General features: G+C 71.2%; 13 protein-coding genes and 1 pseudogene. 6 read left to right on the forward strand and 8 right to left on the reverse strand.

Annotation, left to right across the window (positions count from 1 at the left end; all coding sequences use genetic code 11):
- Positions 1-6 precede the first annotated feature (6 nt).
- Positions 7-1,008, forward strand: a complete 1,002-nt coding sequence (locus ACZ7EG_RS38480) for an acyl-CoA dehydrogenase family protein (protein WP_471089275.1) — start codon at positions 7-9, stop codon at positions 1,006-1,008.
- Positions 1,009-1,065: 57 nt separating this feature from the next.
- Here ACZ7EG_RS38480 and ACZ7EG_RS38485 read toward each other — a convergent pair whose 3' ends face one another.
- The 4 genes from ACZ7EG_RS38485 to ACZ7EG_RS38500 are packed head-to-tail and all read right to left on the reverse strand — an operon-like array spanning position 1,066 to position 4,518.
- A complete protein-coding gene (locus ACZ7EG_RS38485; RefSeq protein WP_471089247.1) occupies positions 1,066-2,130 on the reverse strand; it encodes an NAD(P)H-dependent flavin oxidoreductase in 1,065 nt (354 codons plus the stop codon).
- On the reverse strand, positions 2,127-2,897 hold the full coding sequence (locus tag ACZ7EG_RS38490) for a CoA-transferase subunit beta (protein ID WP_471089249.1): 771 nt from the start codon (positions 2,895-2,897) through the stop codon (positions 2,127-2,129). Before ACZ7EG_RS38490 ends, ACZ7EG_RS38485 begins: the two co-directional genes overlap by 4 nt.
- A complete protein-coding gene (locus ACZ7EG_RS38495; protein WP_471089251.1) occupies positions 2,894-3,757 on the reverse strand; it encodes a CoA transferase subunit A in 864 nt (287 codons plus the stop codon). Before ACZ7EG_RS38495 ends, ACZ7EG_RS38490 begins: the two co-directional genes overlap by 4 nt.
- Positions 3,754-4,518 (reverse strand): enoyl-CoA hydratase family protein, encoded by a 765-nt coding sequence (locus tag ACZ7EG_RS38500; RefSeq protein ID WP_471089253.1) that lies wholly within the window; start codon positions 4,516-4,518, stop codon positions 3,754-3,756. The genes ACZ7EG_RS38495 and ACZ7EG_RS38500 overlap by 4 nt, the downstream gene beginning before the upstream one ends.
- A 79-nt stretch (positions 4,519-4,597) precedes the next feature.
- Between ACZ7EG_RS38500 and ACZ7EG_RS38505 the strand changes: the two genes are divergently transcribed.
- From ACZ7EG_RS38505 to ACZ7EG_RS38520, 4 genes are all read left to right on the forward strand, one after another.
- Positions 4,598-5,374, forward strand: a complete 777-nt coding sequence (locus tag ACZ7EG_RS38505; RefSeq protein WP_471089255.1) for an SDR family oxidoreductase — start codon at positions 4,598-4,600, stop codon at positions 5,372-5,374.
- A gap of 66 nt (positions 5,375-5,440) precedes the next feature.
- Complete coding sequence (locus tag ACZ7EG_RS38510; RefSeq protein WP_471089257.1) at positions 5,441-6,349, forward strand: SDR family oxidoreductase; 909 nt, start codon at positions 5,441-5,443, stop codon at positions 6,347-6,349.
- Between the two features lie 561 nt (positions 6,350-6,910).
- The gene (locus tag ACZ7EG_RS38515) at positions 6,911-8,422 is read left to right on the forward strand and encodes a glycoside hydrolase family 43 protein (protein WP_471089259.1); all 1,512 of its coding nucleotides are present in this window, start codon (positions 6,911-6,913) and stop codon (positions 8,420-8,422) included.
- Positions 8,423-8,524: 102 nt separating this feature from the next.
- Positions 8,525-10,279: a cellulase family glycosylhydrolase gene (locus tag ACZ7EG_RS38520; RefSeq protein ID WP_471089261.1), complete on the forward strand. Its 1,755-nt coding sequence runs from the start codon at positions 8,525-8,527 to the stop codon at positions 10,277-10,279.
- Between the two features lie 70 nt (positions 10,280-10,349).
- Here the strand turns inward: ACZ7EG_RS38520 and ACZ7EG_RS38525 are convergent, their stop codons facing one another.
- From ACZ7EG_RS38525 to ACZ7EG_RS38540, 4 genes are read right to left on the reverse strand one after another with little or no spacing between them, the layout of a single operon-like run.
- Positions 10,350-11,360, reverse strand: a complete 1,011-nt coding sequence (locus tag ACZ7EG_RS38525) for an aldo/keto reductase (RefSeq protein WP_471089263.1) — start codon at positions 11,358-11,360, stop codon at positions 10,350-10,352.
- Positions 11,357-12,115 (reverse strand): SDR family NAD(P)-dependent oxidoreductase, encoded by a 759-nt coding sequence (locus ACZ7EG_RS38530; RefSeq protein WP_471089265.1) that lies wholly within the window; start codon positions 12,113-12,115, stop codon positions 11,357-11,359. Before ACZ7EG_RS38530 ends, ACZ7EG_RS38525 begins: the two co-directional genes overlap by 4 nt.
- On the reverse strand, positions 12,112-13,449 hold the full coding sequence (locus tag ACZ7EG_RS38535) for an L-fuconate dehydratase (RefSeq protein WP_471089267.1): 1,338 nt from the start codon (positions 13,447-13,449) through the stop codon (positions 12,112-12,114). The genes ACZ7EG_RS38530 and ACZ7EG_RS38535 overlap by 4 nt, the downstream gene beginning before the upstream one ends.
- An 11-nt stretch (positions 13,450-13,460) precedes the next feature.
- Positions 13,461-14,312: a fumarylacetoacetate hydrolase family protein gene (locus ACZ7EG_RS38540; RefSeq protein WP_471089269.1), complete on the reverse strand. Its 852-nt coding sequence runs from the start codon at positions 14,310-14,312 to the stop codon at positions 13,461-13,463.
- Between the two features lie 500 nt (positions 14,313-14,812).
- On the opposite strand from ACZ7EG_RS38540, the pseudogene ACZ7EG_RS38545 reads away from it, so the two are divergent.
- Positions 14,813-15,008, forward strand: a pseudogene (locus tag ACZ7EG_RS38545) (sugar ABC transporter substrate-binding protein); the annotation flags it as partial.

A 15,008-nucleotide genomic window follows, 5' to 3' on the forward strand; every position in this document is an offset into this window, starting at 1 on the left:
GCGGTGATGCGGTTCCTCCTCGACGACGAGCAGCGGGAGTTCGCCCGCACGCTGGACCGCATGCTGGGATCCGCCGGCACACCCGGTGTCGTACGGTCCTGGGCGGCCGGCGACCACGGACCCGGACGCGCCGTGTGGGCGAGGCTGGCGGAGGCCGGCGTCTTCGCCCTCGCCGTTCCGCAGGAGCACGAGGGTCTGGGACCGCTGCCCGTCGAACTGGCTGTCGCCTTCGGCGAGCTGGGCCGTCATGCCGTGCCCGGTCCGCTGGTGGAGACGGTCGCCGCCGGTGCCCTGCTGGGGCGGCTCGGGGGCGACGCGGCGCATGCCTGGCTCCCGCAGTTCGCGTCCGGCAAAGCCGTGGCGTCCCTGTGCGTCCTGTCACCCGGGGGCAGCCCGTACGCGCTGGACGCCGACGCCGCCGACGCTGTGTTCGTCGTGGACGGCGACACCGTACGGCTCGCGGCCTCGCACGGTCCGGTGCAGTCGTCGGCCGACCCGGCGCGGCGGCTGGCCCGACCGCTGGGCGGACCCGTGCTCGCGCGGGGGCCCGCGGTCACGGCGGCCACCGCGTACGCCGCCGATGTCGCGGCGCTGGTCACCGCAGCACAGGCCCTCGGGCTGGGAAGGTCGCTGCTGGAACGCACGGTGGGGTACGTGCGGCAGCGCACGCAGTTCGGGGTGACCGTCGGCTCGTTCCAGGCGGTCAAGCACCGCCTGGCCGACACCCTCATCGCCCTTGAGTTCGCCCAGCCTCTGGTCCACGCCGCCGCCCTGGCCCTGGCGGCGGATGATCCGGCAGCGGGCCGGGAGGTCGCCGCGGCAAAGGTGTCGGCCTGCGAGGCGGCGTACGGGGCGGCGCGTACGGCCCTGCAACTCCACGGCGCTGTCGGCTACACCGAGGAACCGGACCTGTCCCTGTGGATCCGCAAAGCCCGTCCCCTGCGCACCGCCTGGGGTTCGCCGGTCGCATGCCGAGCCCGGGTACTGGCGGGTGGGCCGGTGGGATGAGGCCGCCGGTGGAGCAGCGCGAACCGCCTCCGGTCGTATGGTCGTTGCCTCCCTCCCTCACACGACGGCCGGCAGCCTCCCGAGCGTGGCGTGTGCCTCCGCCATGATCCGGTCGACGAGTTCGGCGCAGGACGGCAGGTCGTCGATCAGCCCGCCGACCTGACCGCAGGCCATCACGCCGAGATCGGTGCGGCCGTCGACCATCGCGGCCTTGAGGAGCATCGGGGTGTTGGCGGCCAGGAGGACCTGACTCCAGGTCAGTTGCCTGCCCTGTTTCATGGCCAGGCCGTCGCGCACCAAGCCGGCCCAGCTCATGCCGGAGTCCCGTTTGAAGGCGGAGGCGTGCCGCAGGGCGCGCAGCAGGGAGGCCGCAGGGCCGGAGCGCTCCAGCGCGTCCACCAGGTCGGTGCGCAGCATCCGGTGGGGCAGGCCGTCGACCTTGGTGGTGACGGTGACGTCCTGGACGCCCGCGGCGAGGTAGCGGGCCTTGACCGCGTCGGGGACGGTGCTGTCGGAGGTGAGCAGGAAGCGGGTGCCCATGGCCACGCCGGCGGCACCGTAGGCCAGGGCCGCGACCAGTCCGCGTCCGTCCCGGAAGCCGCCGGCGGCGATCACGGGGATGTCCACGGCGTCCACGACCTGCGGCAGCAGCACGGTGGTGGCGACGCTGCCGGTGTGGCCGCCGCCCTCGCCGCCCTGCACGAGTACCGCGTCGGCGCCCCAGGCCGCGACCTTCTCGGCATGCCGCCGGGCGCCCACGGAGGGGATGACGACCACCCCCGCGTCCTTCAGACGGGCGATCAGTTCCGGCCGGGGCGCCAGCGCGAACGAGGCGACCCTCACACCCTCGTCGAGGATGATCCGCACCCTCTCCCCCGCGTCCGAGGCGTCGGCCCGCAGGTTGACTCCGAAGGGCGCGTCGGTGCGGGACCTGACCTCGCGCACGGCCGAGCGGAGCTGTTCCGGGGTCATGGTGGCGGAAGCGAGGATGCCCAGGGCTCCCGCGTCGGCGGCGGCGGAGACCAGGCGGGGGCCGGCCACCCACCCCATGCCGGTCTGGACGATGGGTGTGCGCACTCCGACGAGTTCGGTGAGGGCCGTGGCGATCGCGGTGTCGCTCATGCGGGCACCTCGCGGTCGCGGACGCCCTTCGGGTCGATGACCTCCCGGACGAGGCGCAGCTCCTCGGCGGTGGGCTCGCGGGTGTACGGCACCTCGAACGGGACGGTGAGGTCGAAGCCGGTGGCCGTGAGGACCTGTTCGACCGTGACCCCCGGGTGCAGCGAGCGCAGCCGCATCGAGTGGTCCGGGGTCGCGAAGTCGAAGACGCCCAGGTTGCTGACCACCTCCGGGACGTGGTGGAAGCGGGTGGCCGACGGTCCGGCCTCGGCCGCACGGTCGTAGCCGACTCCGCACACCATGTCGACCTGCTCCACGAAGACGCGCGGGGAGTGTTTGGGCACCCAGTAACTGGTCGGATTGTTAAGGGTGTTGATGGGCGCGCCCCGGACGCCCAGGAGTTGCCGGGCGGGACGGGACCAGTCGCCGACACACGAGATGTTCTGATTGCCGTGGCGGTCGATCTGGCCGGCCCCCATCATCACGTGCCGCCGCCCCGTGGCCACGAGGGCCAGGTGCTGGCGGTAGGGCAGCCAGCCCTCCACCACCTGGGCCGGGGCACCGAGCGCCGGGACGTCGCCGATCAGCAGTGCCTCGCCGTCGGTGAGCAGCAGGTCGGGCGCGAACGTCAGCTTCGCCAGCCGGGCGCCGATGGTGGGGACGGTGCCCATGGGGCTCGCCAGGACCTCCCCGGCGTGGCGCCAGGCCTCCGCACATGCCACCACGCAGTACTCGGCGCGCGTCGGCTCGGTCGTCGTAGAACTGCTCACGCCCGCTCCTCGTGGAATGCCGCGACCACGGCCTGGTACGTCTCTTCGTCCGCGGACAGATGGCGATCCGTGAACGCCTGCCAGGCCTCCGGGTCGCGGGCGGCAGTGGCGTAGGCGTGCTGGAAGGCCTCGTCGCGGTCGTAGTCGGGGGCGCAGGAGGTGAAGTGCGCACCGTTGGGCGTCTGGACGACCCCGGTCACGAACGCGCGCTTGACGAGCAGCGTCTGCGGGGCCGCGTCCTTGAGCAGGTCGGCGGTGTCGACGAGCTGCTCGCAGGAGATGTACGCGGCGTCGGCTGCCTGGCAGAACAGGTCGTCGAAGTACGGGTCGGGCCCCAGGTACTGGGCGTTGCCCTGTGCGTCCGCCCGGTTGAGGTGCACCAGCGCGGCGTCCAGGCGCAACGCCGGGACCGCGACGAACTCCTCGCCGTCCGCATAGGGCGAGACCACCGTGCGCAGGTGCGGGTTGACCTTCATCACGTCGGAGCCGAGACCGGCCCGGACCGGCAGGAAGGGCAGTCGCTGCGCGGCGGCGGTCAGGCCCCACATGAACATCGCCTCGTCCAGCTCCACCAGGCCGAACGCACCTCGTTGCCGGGCCGCGGTGAAGTGCGGCTCCAGGGGGACGGAGTCCAGTGTGACGAAGGGGGCCACGAGGGTACGGATCCGTCCCGCCGCGGCGAGCAGGCCGACGTCGGGACCGCCGCAGGACACCACGGTCAGGTCGGTGATGTCGGAGCGCAGCAGTGCGCGGATCAAGGCCATCGGCTTGCGGCGCGATCCCCAGCCGCCGATGCCCATGGTCATGCCGGAACGGAGCCGGCCGACCACCTGCTCGGCGGTCATCGTCTTGTCACTCAACACGAACCCCTCTCCGACGACTTGGCCGACACGAACGCCTCTCGGTACCGGTCCGAGACGCCACTGAGGTTGGCCTCGAATGTGAAGCCCTGCTCGAAGCGGTAGCTGCGGCGGACGTCCACCGGGTCGATGCCGTTGATCGCGGCCTTCGCCAAGCGGATGAGCAGCCCGTCCTTGGCTGCGATCTCCCTGGCCAGCTCCATGGCCGCGGCGTGCAGCCGCTCGCGCGGGACGACCCGCCATACCGAGCCGTGGCGGTGGAGTTCCTCGGCTGTCAGGGTGCGCGAGGTGTAGTAGAGCGTCCGCATCAGGTGCTGAGGGACCAGCCGGGCCAGGTGGGTGGCCGCGCCGAGCGCGCCCCGGTCCAGCTCGGGCAGGCCGAAGGTCGCATCGTCGCTCGCCACGATCGAGTCGGCGTTGCCGACCAGGCCGATACCGCCGCCCACGCAGAAGCCCTGCACAGCGGCGACCACGGGGACCTCGCAGTCGTAGACCGCTGCGAACGCCTCGTAGCAGCCGCGGTTGGTGCCGACGAGCGCCGTGTACCCCTCGGTGCGCTGCATCTCCTTGATGTCGGCGCCGGCGTTGAACCCGCGCCCCGTCGCGGTCAGGACGACGCAGCGCACGCCGGGATCGGAACCGGCCGCGCGCACCGCGGCGGCCAGGTCGTACCAGCCCTGGACGGGGACGGCGTTGACCGGTGGGAAGTCCACGGTGATGACGGTGATGCCCTCTTCGGGACGTGCGGTGGAGACACCCATGGGCGGATCAGCTACCTTTCCACCAAACGTTTGTTAGGTGTGAAGGTAGCAGCGGAGTACGCCTCGCGGGAGGTCCCCCATGGCAACGATCACCGATCTGAGCGGACGGGTGGCGGTCGTCACCGGCGGAACGAGGGGCGTGGGCGCGGGCATCACCCGGGCCCTGCTGGAGGCCGGGGCCGAGGTGGTGACCTGCGCCCGGCGCCCCGCGGACCGGCCTGTCGAAGCGGCCGGGCGCACCGCCCGGTTCCTCCCGGTCGATCTGCGTGACGCGGCCGCCGTCGGTGCCTTCTTCACTCACGTGAGGGGCGAGTACGGCGGGCTGGACGTCCTCGTCAACAACGCCGGGGGCACGCCGCACCGGATGCTCGAGGAGGGCGGCGCCGAACGGCACTCGCGGGTCGTCGAGTTGAATCTGCTCGCTCCGCTGACCGCCTCCCTCGCCGCCTATGAGCAGATGCGCGCCCGGCCCGGCGGCGGGTCGATCGTCATGATCGGCAGTGTCAGCGGCAGCCGTCCGTCGCCGGGCTCGGCGGCCTACGGCGCGGCCAAGGCGGGGTTGGAACAGCTGGCCCGCAGCATGGCCGTGGAGTGGGCCCCGCGAGTCAGGGTCAACACCCTGGTCCTCGGCATGGTGCGCACCGAGCTGTCGCATGTGCACTACGGCGACGAGGACGGCGTCGCGGCCGTCGGCCGCACCGTGCCGCTCGGCCGCCTCGCCGAACCGGCGGAGGTGGGCGACGCCTGTGTATTCCTCGCCTCCGAGCGTGCCGCGTACATCAGCGGTGCGAGTCTGCTCGTCCACGGCGGCGGCGAACGCCCGGCCTTCCTCGACGCCGCCACCGCCGGCAACTGACCCGCCGAGCCCCCCATTCCCTGACCTCTCAGACCTCTCAGACCTCTCGGTGAAGGGACCCAGAGCATGTCCGGACTGTGCAGCGAACGTGTCGCGATCGTCACCGGGGCGGGGCGCGGACTCGGCCGGGCGCACGCCCTCGCGCTCGCCGCCGAGGGCGCGAAGGTCATCGTGAACGACCTCGGTGCCGGCCTCGACGGGACCGGTACCGAGGCGGGACCCGCCCAACTCGTCGTCGACGAGATCGTCGCCCGCGGCGGGCAGGCGGTCGCCCACGGCGGGGACATCGCCACGACGGAGGGCGCGGCCTCGTTGATCCGCACCGCCGTTGAGACCTACGGCCGCCTCGACACCCTGGTCAACAACGCCGGATTCCTGCGCGACCGCATGCTCGTGAACCTCGACGAGGACGACTGGGACGCCGTCATGCGCGTCCACCTCAAGGGGCACTTCCTGCCGCTGAAGCACGCGGCGTCCCACTGGCGCGCGGAGGCCAAGGCGGGCCGTGTCCCGGCGGCCCGGGTCGTCAACACCAGTAGTGGGGCGGGGCTGTCGGGCAGCGTCGGCCAGGGCAACTACTCCGCGGCCAAGGCCGGGATCGTCGGACTGACCCTGGTCGCCGCCGCCGAGATGGGCCGCTACGGCGTCCTGGTCAACGCCATCGCCCCCGTGGCCCGCACGCGGATGACGGAGGTGACGTTCGCCGAGACCATGGCGGCCCCCGACAGCGGTTTCGACACCATGGCCCCGGAGAACGTGTCCCCGCTCGTCGTGTGGCTCGGCTCCGCGGCTTCCGCCGGTGTGACGGGGCGGGTCTTCGAGGCGGCGGGCGGGCGCATCACGGTCATGGAGGGGTGGCGCCCCGGCCCCACGGCGGACAAGGGCGCCCGTTGGTCCCCGTCCGAGGCCGGGGAGGCCGCACTGAAACTCCTCGCGGAGGCGGCGACTCCGGAACCGGTGTACGGGGCGCAGTGAACACGGGGCGGGTGTTCGGCTCCGACGAGTCGGACGCCCGCCCCGCGGCGGCCGACCCGGCTTCGGCGCATGGACCGCCACCGCGACCGGGGAGCGGCCGAGGCCGAATCCAAGGGTGGCAGCTGTGCAACCCGGTGGTCACCGAGGCTCTCGTCCAGTTCCACACCGAGGGCCGTGCCGAGCCGTTCGGTGTGTTCCGGGTCTTCCGAGCAGCCCTTCCCGGAAAAGACGGTCGCTTCGCCGAGCCAGGACACACCGGGCAGTGCCTCCGTGCCGGTGCGGACCGCGGGCCCTTGAAAGCAGGTCGGATTGTTGAAGCGCTTCGACGCTGCCACCGGCTGCGCGCGCTGTCAATGCAGATGAAGAGTGAAAGTTCTTCAGGTGCCGCCCTCTTGTGCCGCCAGAAGCATGTCATTAGCGTTCGCCGCCAGGTGAAGCGCTTCGACGCTGCGGGGAAGAAGGGCCGCTCATGAGCCACGAGTCGAACCGCAGCACCGTCCGCGGTGCTGCTCCGCCTCGACCCCACGTCGACGAACCGATGACGACAAGGATTTGACCGAGTTGCCAGAGAATCAGCTCCCGACCGCTGCCGTGCCCAACCCCGTGATCCCCGGCTTCCATCCCGACCCCAGTGTGTGCCGTGTGGGCGACGACTACTACGTCGTGTGCTCCAGCTTCGAGTACTTCCCCGGCATCCCCGTGTTCCACAGCCGTGACCTGGTGCACTGGACGCAGATCGGCAATGCCTTGGACCGGCCGAGCCAGCTCCGTCTGCCTGCGGACATGGCATCGTCGGGCGGCATCTACGCCCCCACCCTGCGCCACCATGACGGCCGTTTCTGGCTGATCGTCACCAACGTGGCCGAGGGCGAGGGAAACCTGCTGTTCACCGCCACCGACCCCGCCGGACCCTGGTCCGAACCGGTGCGGCTGCCGGGGGTCAAGGGCATCGACCCGGATCTCGCCTGGGACGAGGACGGCACCTGCTGGTGCACGGTCGCCGGGGTCTCGCAGGTGCGCATCGACCCGTCGACGGGAGAACCCCTGGGCGAGCCGCACCCACTCTGGTCCGGCAGCCCCGACGCGACGGCCCCGGAGGCACCGCACCTGTACCGCATCGGCGCGTACTGGTACCTGCTCATCGCCGAGGGCGGCACCGAGCGCGGCCACGCCGTCTCGATCGCCCGCGGGACATCTCCCTCCGGCCCGTTCGAGCCCTGCCCGCACAACCCCGTGCTGACCCACCGCGGCACCAACCGCCCCGTCCAGAACACCGGACACGCGGACCTGGTCCAGGCACCCGACGGCTCGTGGTGGATGGTCCTGCTGGCCGTCCGACCGCGGGGCGGCACACCGGGCTGGCATGTGCTGGGCCGCGAGACGTTCCTGACGCCGGTGGAGTGGGTGGACGGCTGGCCGGTCGTCGGAGAAGTGCCGTCCGAACTGCCCGCGCCGGCCTGGCCGCTCGTCCCCGCACCCGCCGAGGCCGTCCGTGACGACTTCGACGTCAGCGAGCTGCGGCCACAGTGGATCTCCGTGCGGGACCGTCCGGTGGAGCACTGCACCACCAAAGAGCGCTCCGGCTGGCTCACGCTGCGTGCCCGCGGCGGCTCGCTGGACGAGCCGGACGTCGTGTTCGCCGGTCGCCGCCAGCAGCACTTGACGTGCGCGGTGCGTACCCGCGTCGACCCGTCGGAGGGACGCGGCGGCCTCGCGGTCCGCCTGGACGAGGAGCACCACTACGAGATCGAGGTTTCCGGCGGAGAGGTGCGGGTGCTCGCCCGGGTGGGGCCGCTGCACACCGTCGTCGCGACACGGTCCGTGCCCGACGGGCCCGTGGTCCTCGGCCTCCGCGTCTCGCCCACGCCCCCTCGGGACCCCCGCACCGGGCCGGACACCCTCACGTTCGGCGTCGAGGAGCCGGACGGCACGTTCACCGAGCTCGGCGCCCTCGACGGCCGCTACCTGTCGACCGAGGTGGCCGGCGGTTTCACCGGTCGGGTCATCGGCATGTACGCCGTGGCCGGCACGGTCCACTTCGACTGGTTCGACTACGAGCCCCTCGGCTCCTGATCCTGCGCCGAGGCGCCACCCGAACCGCCTTTCCTCGACCACCTCGACGCACCATCCCCCCACGGGCGGAGTCCCCGCCCGGCCGACGGAGAAGGGTCAGAGATGAAGGGAACGCACCACCTCACCGACCGCCGCAGTCGCGGCCCGGGCCGTCTACTCGGCCTCCTGCTGGCGCTGGTCACCATGATCGGGGTGACCGGCACCGCGGCCACCGCCGCACCCGCGCACCAGGGCTCGCTCCCGACACGGCTCCCGAAGCCGGCCGCCACCCCGATGGACACGGTGGCCGCGATGCAGCCCAGCTGGAACCTGGGCAACACCCTGGACGCCATTCCCGACGAGACGTCCTGGGGCAACCCGAAGGCCACCAAGGCCCTGTTCGACACCATCAAGGCCCAGGGCTTCCGCAGCGTCCGCATTCCCGTCACCTGGACCGACCACCAGTCCCCCACGGCCCCGTACACGATCGACGCGACGTGGATGAACCGCGTCAAGGAGGTCGTCGACATGGCCCTGGCCGACGGCCTGTACGTCGTGATCAACGTGCATCACGACTCGTGGCAGTGGATCGCCGACATGCCCACCCGACATGACGGCGTCCTGGCCCGCTTCAAGGCCACCTGGACCCAGATCGCCGCCGAGTTCAGAGACGCCCCGCAGAGCCTGCTGTTCGAGAGCAACAACGAGCCGCAGTTCAAGAACACCACCGACGCCCAGGGCATCCAGTACAACAGCGAGCTGAACACCGCGTTCCACGCCGTGGTACGCCAGTCCGGAGGCGGCAACGCGACTCGGCTGCTCGTCCTGCCCACTCTGCACACGAACGCCGAACAGGTCTTCCTGGACGCTTTGACCGCCGACATGAAGACGCTGAACGACCCCAACCTCGTGGCGACCGTTCACTACTACGGCTGGTACCCCTTCAGCGTGAACGTCGCCGGTGGCACCCGGTTCGACGAAACCGCGCAGAAGGACATGACCGACACCTTCACCCGGATAGGCAACACCCTTGTCTCCAAGGGGATCCCCGTCTACCTGGGCGAGTACGGCCTGCTCAAGTACCCCGACCACCACCACCCCGCCCGGGTCGAACAGGGCGAGGCGCTCAAGTACTTCGAGATGTTCGGCCACCAGGCGCGCAAGACCGGAGTGACCACGGCCCTGTGGGACGCCTTCAACTTCCTGAACCGCACGACGATGCAGTGGCGTGAGCCCGACCTGGTCGACCAGATCAAGTCGAGCTGGACCACCCGCTCCGGTACCGCCTCCTCGGACCGCGTCTTCGTGGCGAAGTCCAGTGCGATCACCACCAGGACACTCACGCTGAACCCGAACGGCACCGCCTTCCGGAGCCTCTGGTGGGGAAACACGCCACTCGCCCCGGGCCGGGACTACACCGTCTCGGGCGGCCGGCTCACCCTCACGGCCACCGCGCTGACCCGGCTCGTCGGCAATCGTGCCTACGGGATCAACTCCACCATCGAGGTCCGGTTCTCCCGAGGTCTGCCATGGAAGATCCACGTGACCACGTACGACAGGCCGGTGTTCTCCAAAGCGACCGGCACCACGAGCGGTCTCGCCATCCCGACCCAGTACCGCGGTGACCAGCTGGCCACCATGGAGGCCAAGTACGCCGACGGCAGCAACGCAGGCCCGACCGACTGGACTCCCTACCAGGAGTTCAACGAGGCCTTCTCTCCCGACTACCCGGGCAACGGCCTCCTCCTCACGTCGAAGTTCCTCAACTCGCTGCGCGACGACGCGCAGGCGACACTCACCTTCCACTTCTGGAGCGGCGCCACCGTGACGTACCGCGTCACGAAGAACGGGGGTTCGGTGACCGGAGCCGTCGCCTGACCGGCTCTCGCCCCGGGTGCCGCGCCGGCGCCCGGGGCTCTCACCGGCTCCGGTGAGCGCCGAACGACTCTCATGGCTGCTTGTCCGACGGCGTGCCGGCGGGGACGGGGGTGTCAGGGTCCAGCAGTCCCTCGGCGCGCAGCTCGTCCCAGAGAGCGGCCGGGACCGGGTGCCGCAGCTGCTCCACGGTGTCTCGCACCTCCTCGGCGGAGCGGGCCCCGGTCAGGACGCTCGCGACCGCCGGGTGGCCGTAGGGGAAGTGGAGGGCGGCGCTGCGCAGCGGCACGCCGTGACGTTCGGCGACGGCCTCCAGCCGTAGCGCGCGGTCGAGCACCGGTTGCGGGGCGGGCGCATAGTCGTACATCGCGCCGGACTCCGGGACGATCAGCAGCCCCGAGTTGAACACCCCGCCGATGATGACGCTCCTGCCGCGGGCGGCGGCCTCCGGAAGCATCTCGGCGAGGCCCTCCTGTTCGAGCAGGGTGTAGCGGCCGGCGAGCAGAACGACGTCGATGTCGGTCTCCCGCAGGAAGCGGGTCGGCAGCGCGCACTGGTTCATCCCGACGCCGATCGCTGCGACCACGCCTTCGGCGCGCAGCCGCTCCAACGCCGGATACGCCTCGCGCAGCGCCTGGTCGGGGTGGTCGTCGGGGTCGTGCAGCAGGGCCACGTCGACGCGGTCGAGGCCGAGGCGTTCCAGGCTCGCTTCCAGGGAGCGCAGCACCCCGTCGGCGCTGAAGTCCCAGGTGCGCCGATGGGTGTCGGACACGGCGAAGCCGTGCGCCAGGTCGTCGCCCTTGCCGCCCTGCGGGTCCGGCTCCAGCAGACGCCCGACCTTGGTGGACACGGTGTAGGTGTCCCGGGGGCGGCCACGCAGTGCCGCGCCCAGGCGGCGCTCGGACAGACCCAGCCCGTAGTGGGGTGCGGTGTCGAAGGTGCGGATGCCCGCGTCCCAGGCGGCGTCCACCGCGGCGTGGGCCGCCTCGTCGGTGATCGGGCGGTAGAGGTTGCCGATGCCCGCGGCCCCGAACGACAGCTCGGTGACCCGGACACCGGTGCTGCCCAGTGTCGCCGTCTTCATGAGCCGGTCGCCGGGCGGAGCCTGAGGCCCTGCATGCCGCCGTCGACGGCGAGGGCCGTACCGGTGACGGACGCCGCGGCAGGACTGGCCAGGTAGACGATGGCGGCGGCGACCTCGTCGGCCGTCACCAGGCGTCCCATGGGCTGACGGGCGTTGAGGGCCGCGCGCTCGGCCTCGGGGTCTTCGGCCGCGTCCAGCAGCCGGGAGACCCATGGCGTGTCGGCGGTCCCGGGGTTGACGCAGTTGACGCGGATGCCCTCGCGGACGTGGTCGGCGGCCATGGCGAGGGTCAGCGACAGGACGGCGCCCTTGCTGGCGCAGTACAGGGCACGCTGAGGCAGGCCCGCGGTCGCGGCGATGGAGCACGTGTTGACGATCGCCGCATGCGCCGAGCGTCGCAGATGCGGCAGGGCGGCGCGGGTGGTGCGCACGATGCCGAGGACGTTGACGTCCATCACCCGGTGCCACTCTTCGTCGGGGTTGTCCTCGACGGTGCCGATGGCTCCGATGCCGGCGTTGTTGACGAGGATGTCGAGACCGCCGAGGTGCGTGGCCGCATCCTCCACGGCGAGGCGTACCGACATGTCGTCCCGGACGTCGGCCTTGACGGGGTACAGCGGTTCGGGCACCCCGGACGGTTCGAGGTCGAGCACGGCCACCGTCGCGCCCCGCTCGGCCAGCGCGCGTGCGGAGGCGAGCCCGATTCCCGACGCGCCGCCGGTGACGAGGGCCCTGAGTCCTGACAGTTCGGTCATGTGTCACTCTCCTGCCGGGCGCGGTCGGCGACCCAGAACGTTCCGTCCGGGAAGTGGTAGGCGGCGATGGACTCCTCGCGCATGGTGGCGGAGAAGCCCGGGTCGAGGGGGGCTGTGTAGTGCCCGTCGCGCACGATCACGGGCACGTCGAAGTGCTGGTGGAGGTGGTCGACGTACTCGATGATCCGGTCCTCGGTGGTGCCGGACAGGGCGAGGTAGTCGAACATCGACAGGTGCTGCACCAGCTCGCACAGTCCCACGCCACCGGCGTGCGGGCACACCGGCACCCCGAACTTCGCGGCGAGCAGCAGGATCGCGAGGTTCTCGTTCACCCCTCCCACCCGGGCCGCGTCGATCTGCAGCACGTCGATGGCACCGGCCTGGAGGAGCTGCTTGAAGACGACGCGGTTCTGCACGTGTTCGCCGGTGGCCACCTTGACGGGGCCGACCGCCCGGCGGACGGCGGCGTGTCCGAGGATGTCGTCGGGGCTGGTGGGCTCCTCGATCCAATAGGGCTTGAACTCGGCGAGCGCGTTGGTCCATTCGACCGCCTCGTCCACGCCCCACCGCTGGTTGGCGTCGATGGCGATGCGGATGCCGCCACCGACGGCCGCACGGGCGGTGCGCAGGCGCCGGATGTCGTCGCCGAGGTCGGCGCCGACCTTGAGCTTGATCTGGGTGAACCCGTCCTCGACCGCCTGCTTGGCCAGCCGGGTGAGCTTGTCGTCGGAGTAGCCGAGCCAGCCCGGGGAGGTGGTGTAGCCCGGGTAGCCGCGCTCCAGCAGCGTCCCCTCTCGGTCGGCGAGCCCCGCACGGCCGTTGCGGAGGAGAGCGAGAGCCTCCTCGGGGGTGAGCGCGTCGGTGAGGTAGCGGAAGTCGACCTGCGAGACGAGCCACTCGGGGTCGGCGTGGGCGAGCAGCCGCCACAACGGCTGCCCGGCGCGCTTGGCGGCCAGGTCCCACACGGCGTTGACCACGGCGCCGATGGCCATGTGCATCACGCCCTTCTCGGGGCCGAGCCAGCGTAGTTGGCTGTCGCCGATCAGGTCGCGGCTGAGCGAGCCCGGGTCGTCGCAGAGCTCCGCGACGGAACGTCCCACGACATGGTGCCGCAGGGCGTCGATCGCGGCGACCTGGACGTCGTTGCCGCGTCCGATGGTGAAGGCGAAACCGTGGCCCTCCGGACCGTCTGCGGCGTCGGTGCGCAGTACCACGTAGGCGGCGGAGTAGTCGGGATCCGGGTTCATCGCGTCGGAGCCGTCCAGTTCCCGCGAGGTGGGGAAGCGGACGTCGTAGGTGTCGAGCGCGGTGATCCGGGCTGCGGTGGCGGTCACGGGCGTGCCTTTCACGCTTGGACGAAGGTCTGGCCCTGGCTGCCGAGCCGGTCGACGGAGAGTTCGACGGTGTCGCCGGGGCGGAGGTAGGGAGTGCCGGGCAGACCGAGGGCCACGCCCGCGGGCGTACCGGTGTTGATCACGTCTCCCGGCTCCAGGACCATGTACTGGCTCAGGTACGCCACGATGTGGTCGACCGGGAAGATCATGTCCCGGGTGTGTCCGTTCTGCCGCTTCACGCCGTTGACGCTCAGGTGCAGGCCGAGGTTCTGCGGATCGCCGACCTCGTCCGCGGTGACCAGCCACGGGCCGAGCGGGTTGAAGGTCTCGCAGGACTTGCCGAGGTCCCACTGCGAGGAGTACTCCAGCTGGAACTCGCGCTCCGAGACGTCATGGCTGATCGCGTACCCGGCGATGACGGCCCGGGCGGCTTCCGGGCCGTCCAGGTAGCGGGCCCGGTGGCCGATGACGACCGCGAGTTCGACCTCCCAGTCGGTCTTCACCGAGCCACGCGGGACGAGCACCTGGTCGTAGGGTCCGACGACGGTCCCCGGGTCCTTCATGAACACCACCGGCCGCTCGGGGATCGCGGCACCCGTCTCGGCGGCGTGGTCCCGGTAGTTCAGACCGACGCAGACGATCTTGCCGGGGCGTACGACGGGCGGGCCGATCCGCAGTCCGTCGGCGTCCAGTGCGGGGAGGCTTCCCGCCGCGATCGCGGTGCGGGCACGGTCGATACCGTCCGAGGCGAGGAACGCGCCGTCGATGTCGGAGGTCACGGAGGACAGGTCCAGCAGCCGGCCCTCGTCGGTGCGAACAGCTGGGCGCTCTTCGCCGGTGGCGCCGACTCTCAGCAGTTTCACTCGCAGGGTTCCCTTGCCCTAGGCGGTACACGGAGGGAGGCGGCGGCCGGTTCCGCGCTCTCCCAGTCATCGGATGTATGACGACAGCGCGACTGTAAGCGCAAGAGAAACCCGCTGGCAACGGATACCTCGGATGTATTTTCCTGCGCACAGGTGATCCCTCTGGCCGAGACGGACCAACCCCGACGGAAGCGAGGCCCGAGGACGCCGGACAACGACGGGACCGGGCGAGAGGCCTGGCCCTCATACGGTGCAAATCAGTGGTGCCGGAGTCTTGTCAACGTCGGCAACGCCGTCGTAACGTCCTCGGCGTCCGAGATACATCGGAGGAATGATTCCTGTCTCCCACCTGCGCTTTTCGTCGGCCGCACCGGTCGGCAGGCGCTCGGGCGCGGGCCCCCTGCCCCGTGCCGGGCCGCCCCTGTCGTCTTTCACGCCAGTACGCACCTCCTCACCGACGCCCCGCGGTCCTCCGCCCTGCCAATGGAGACAACACGGCCATGAAGCTCACTCGCACCCGCTCCACCGCCGCAGCCGCCACCGCCGTCCTCGCGGTGCTGGCCCTCGCCACCGCGTGCAACCGCGAGAGCACCGACTCGGTCGCTTCGGGCGGCGGCGGCGACAAGCCCGCCATCGGGATCGACCTGCCGCGTTCCGACTCCGACTTCTGGAACTCCTACGCCGAGTACGTGAAGA

It is taken from the genome of Streptomyces sp. NPDC037100, assembly GCF_055606225.1.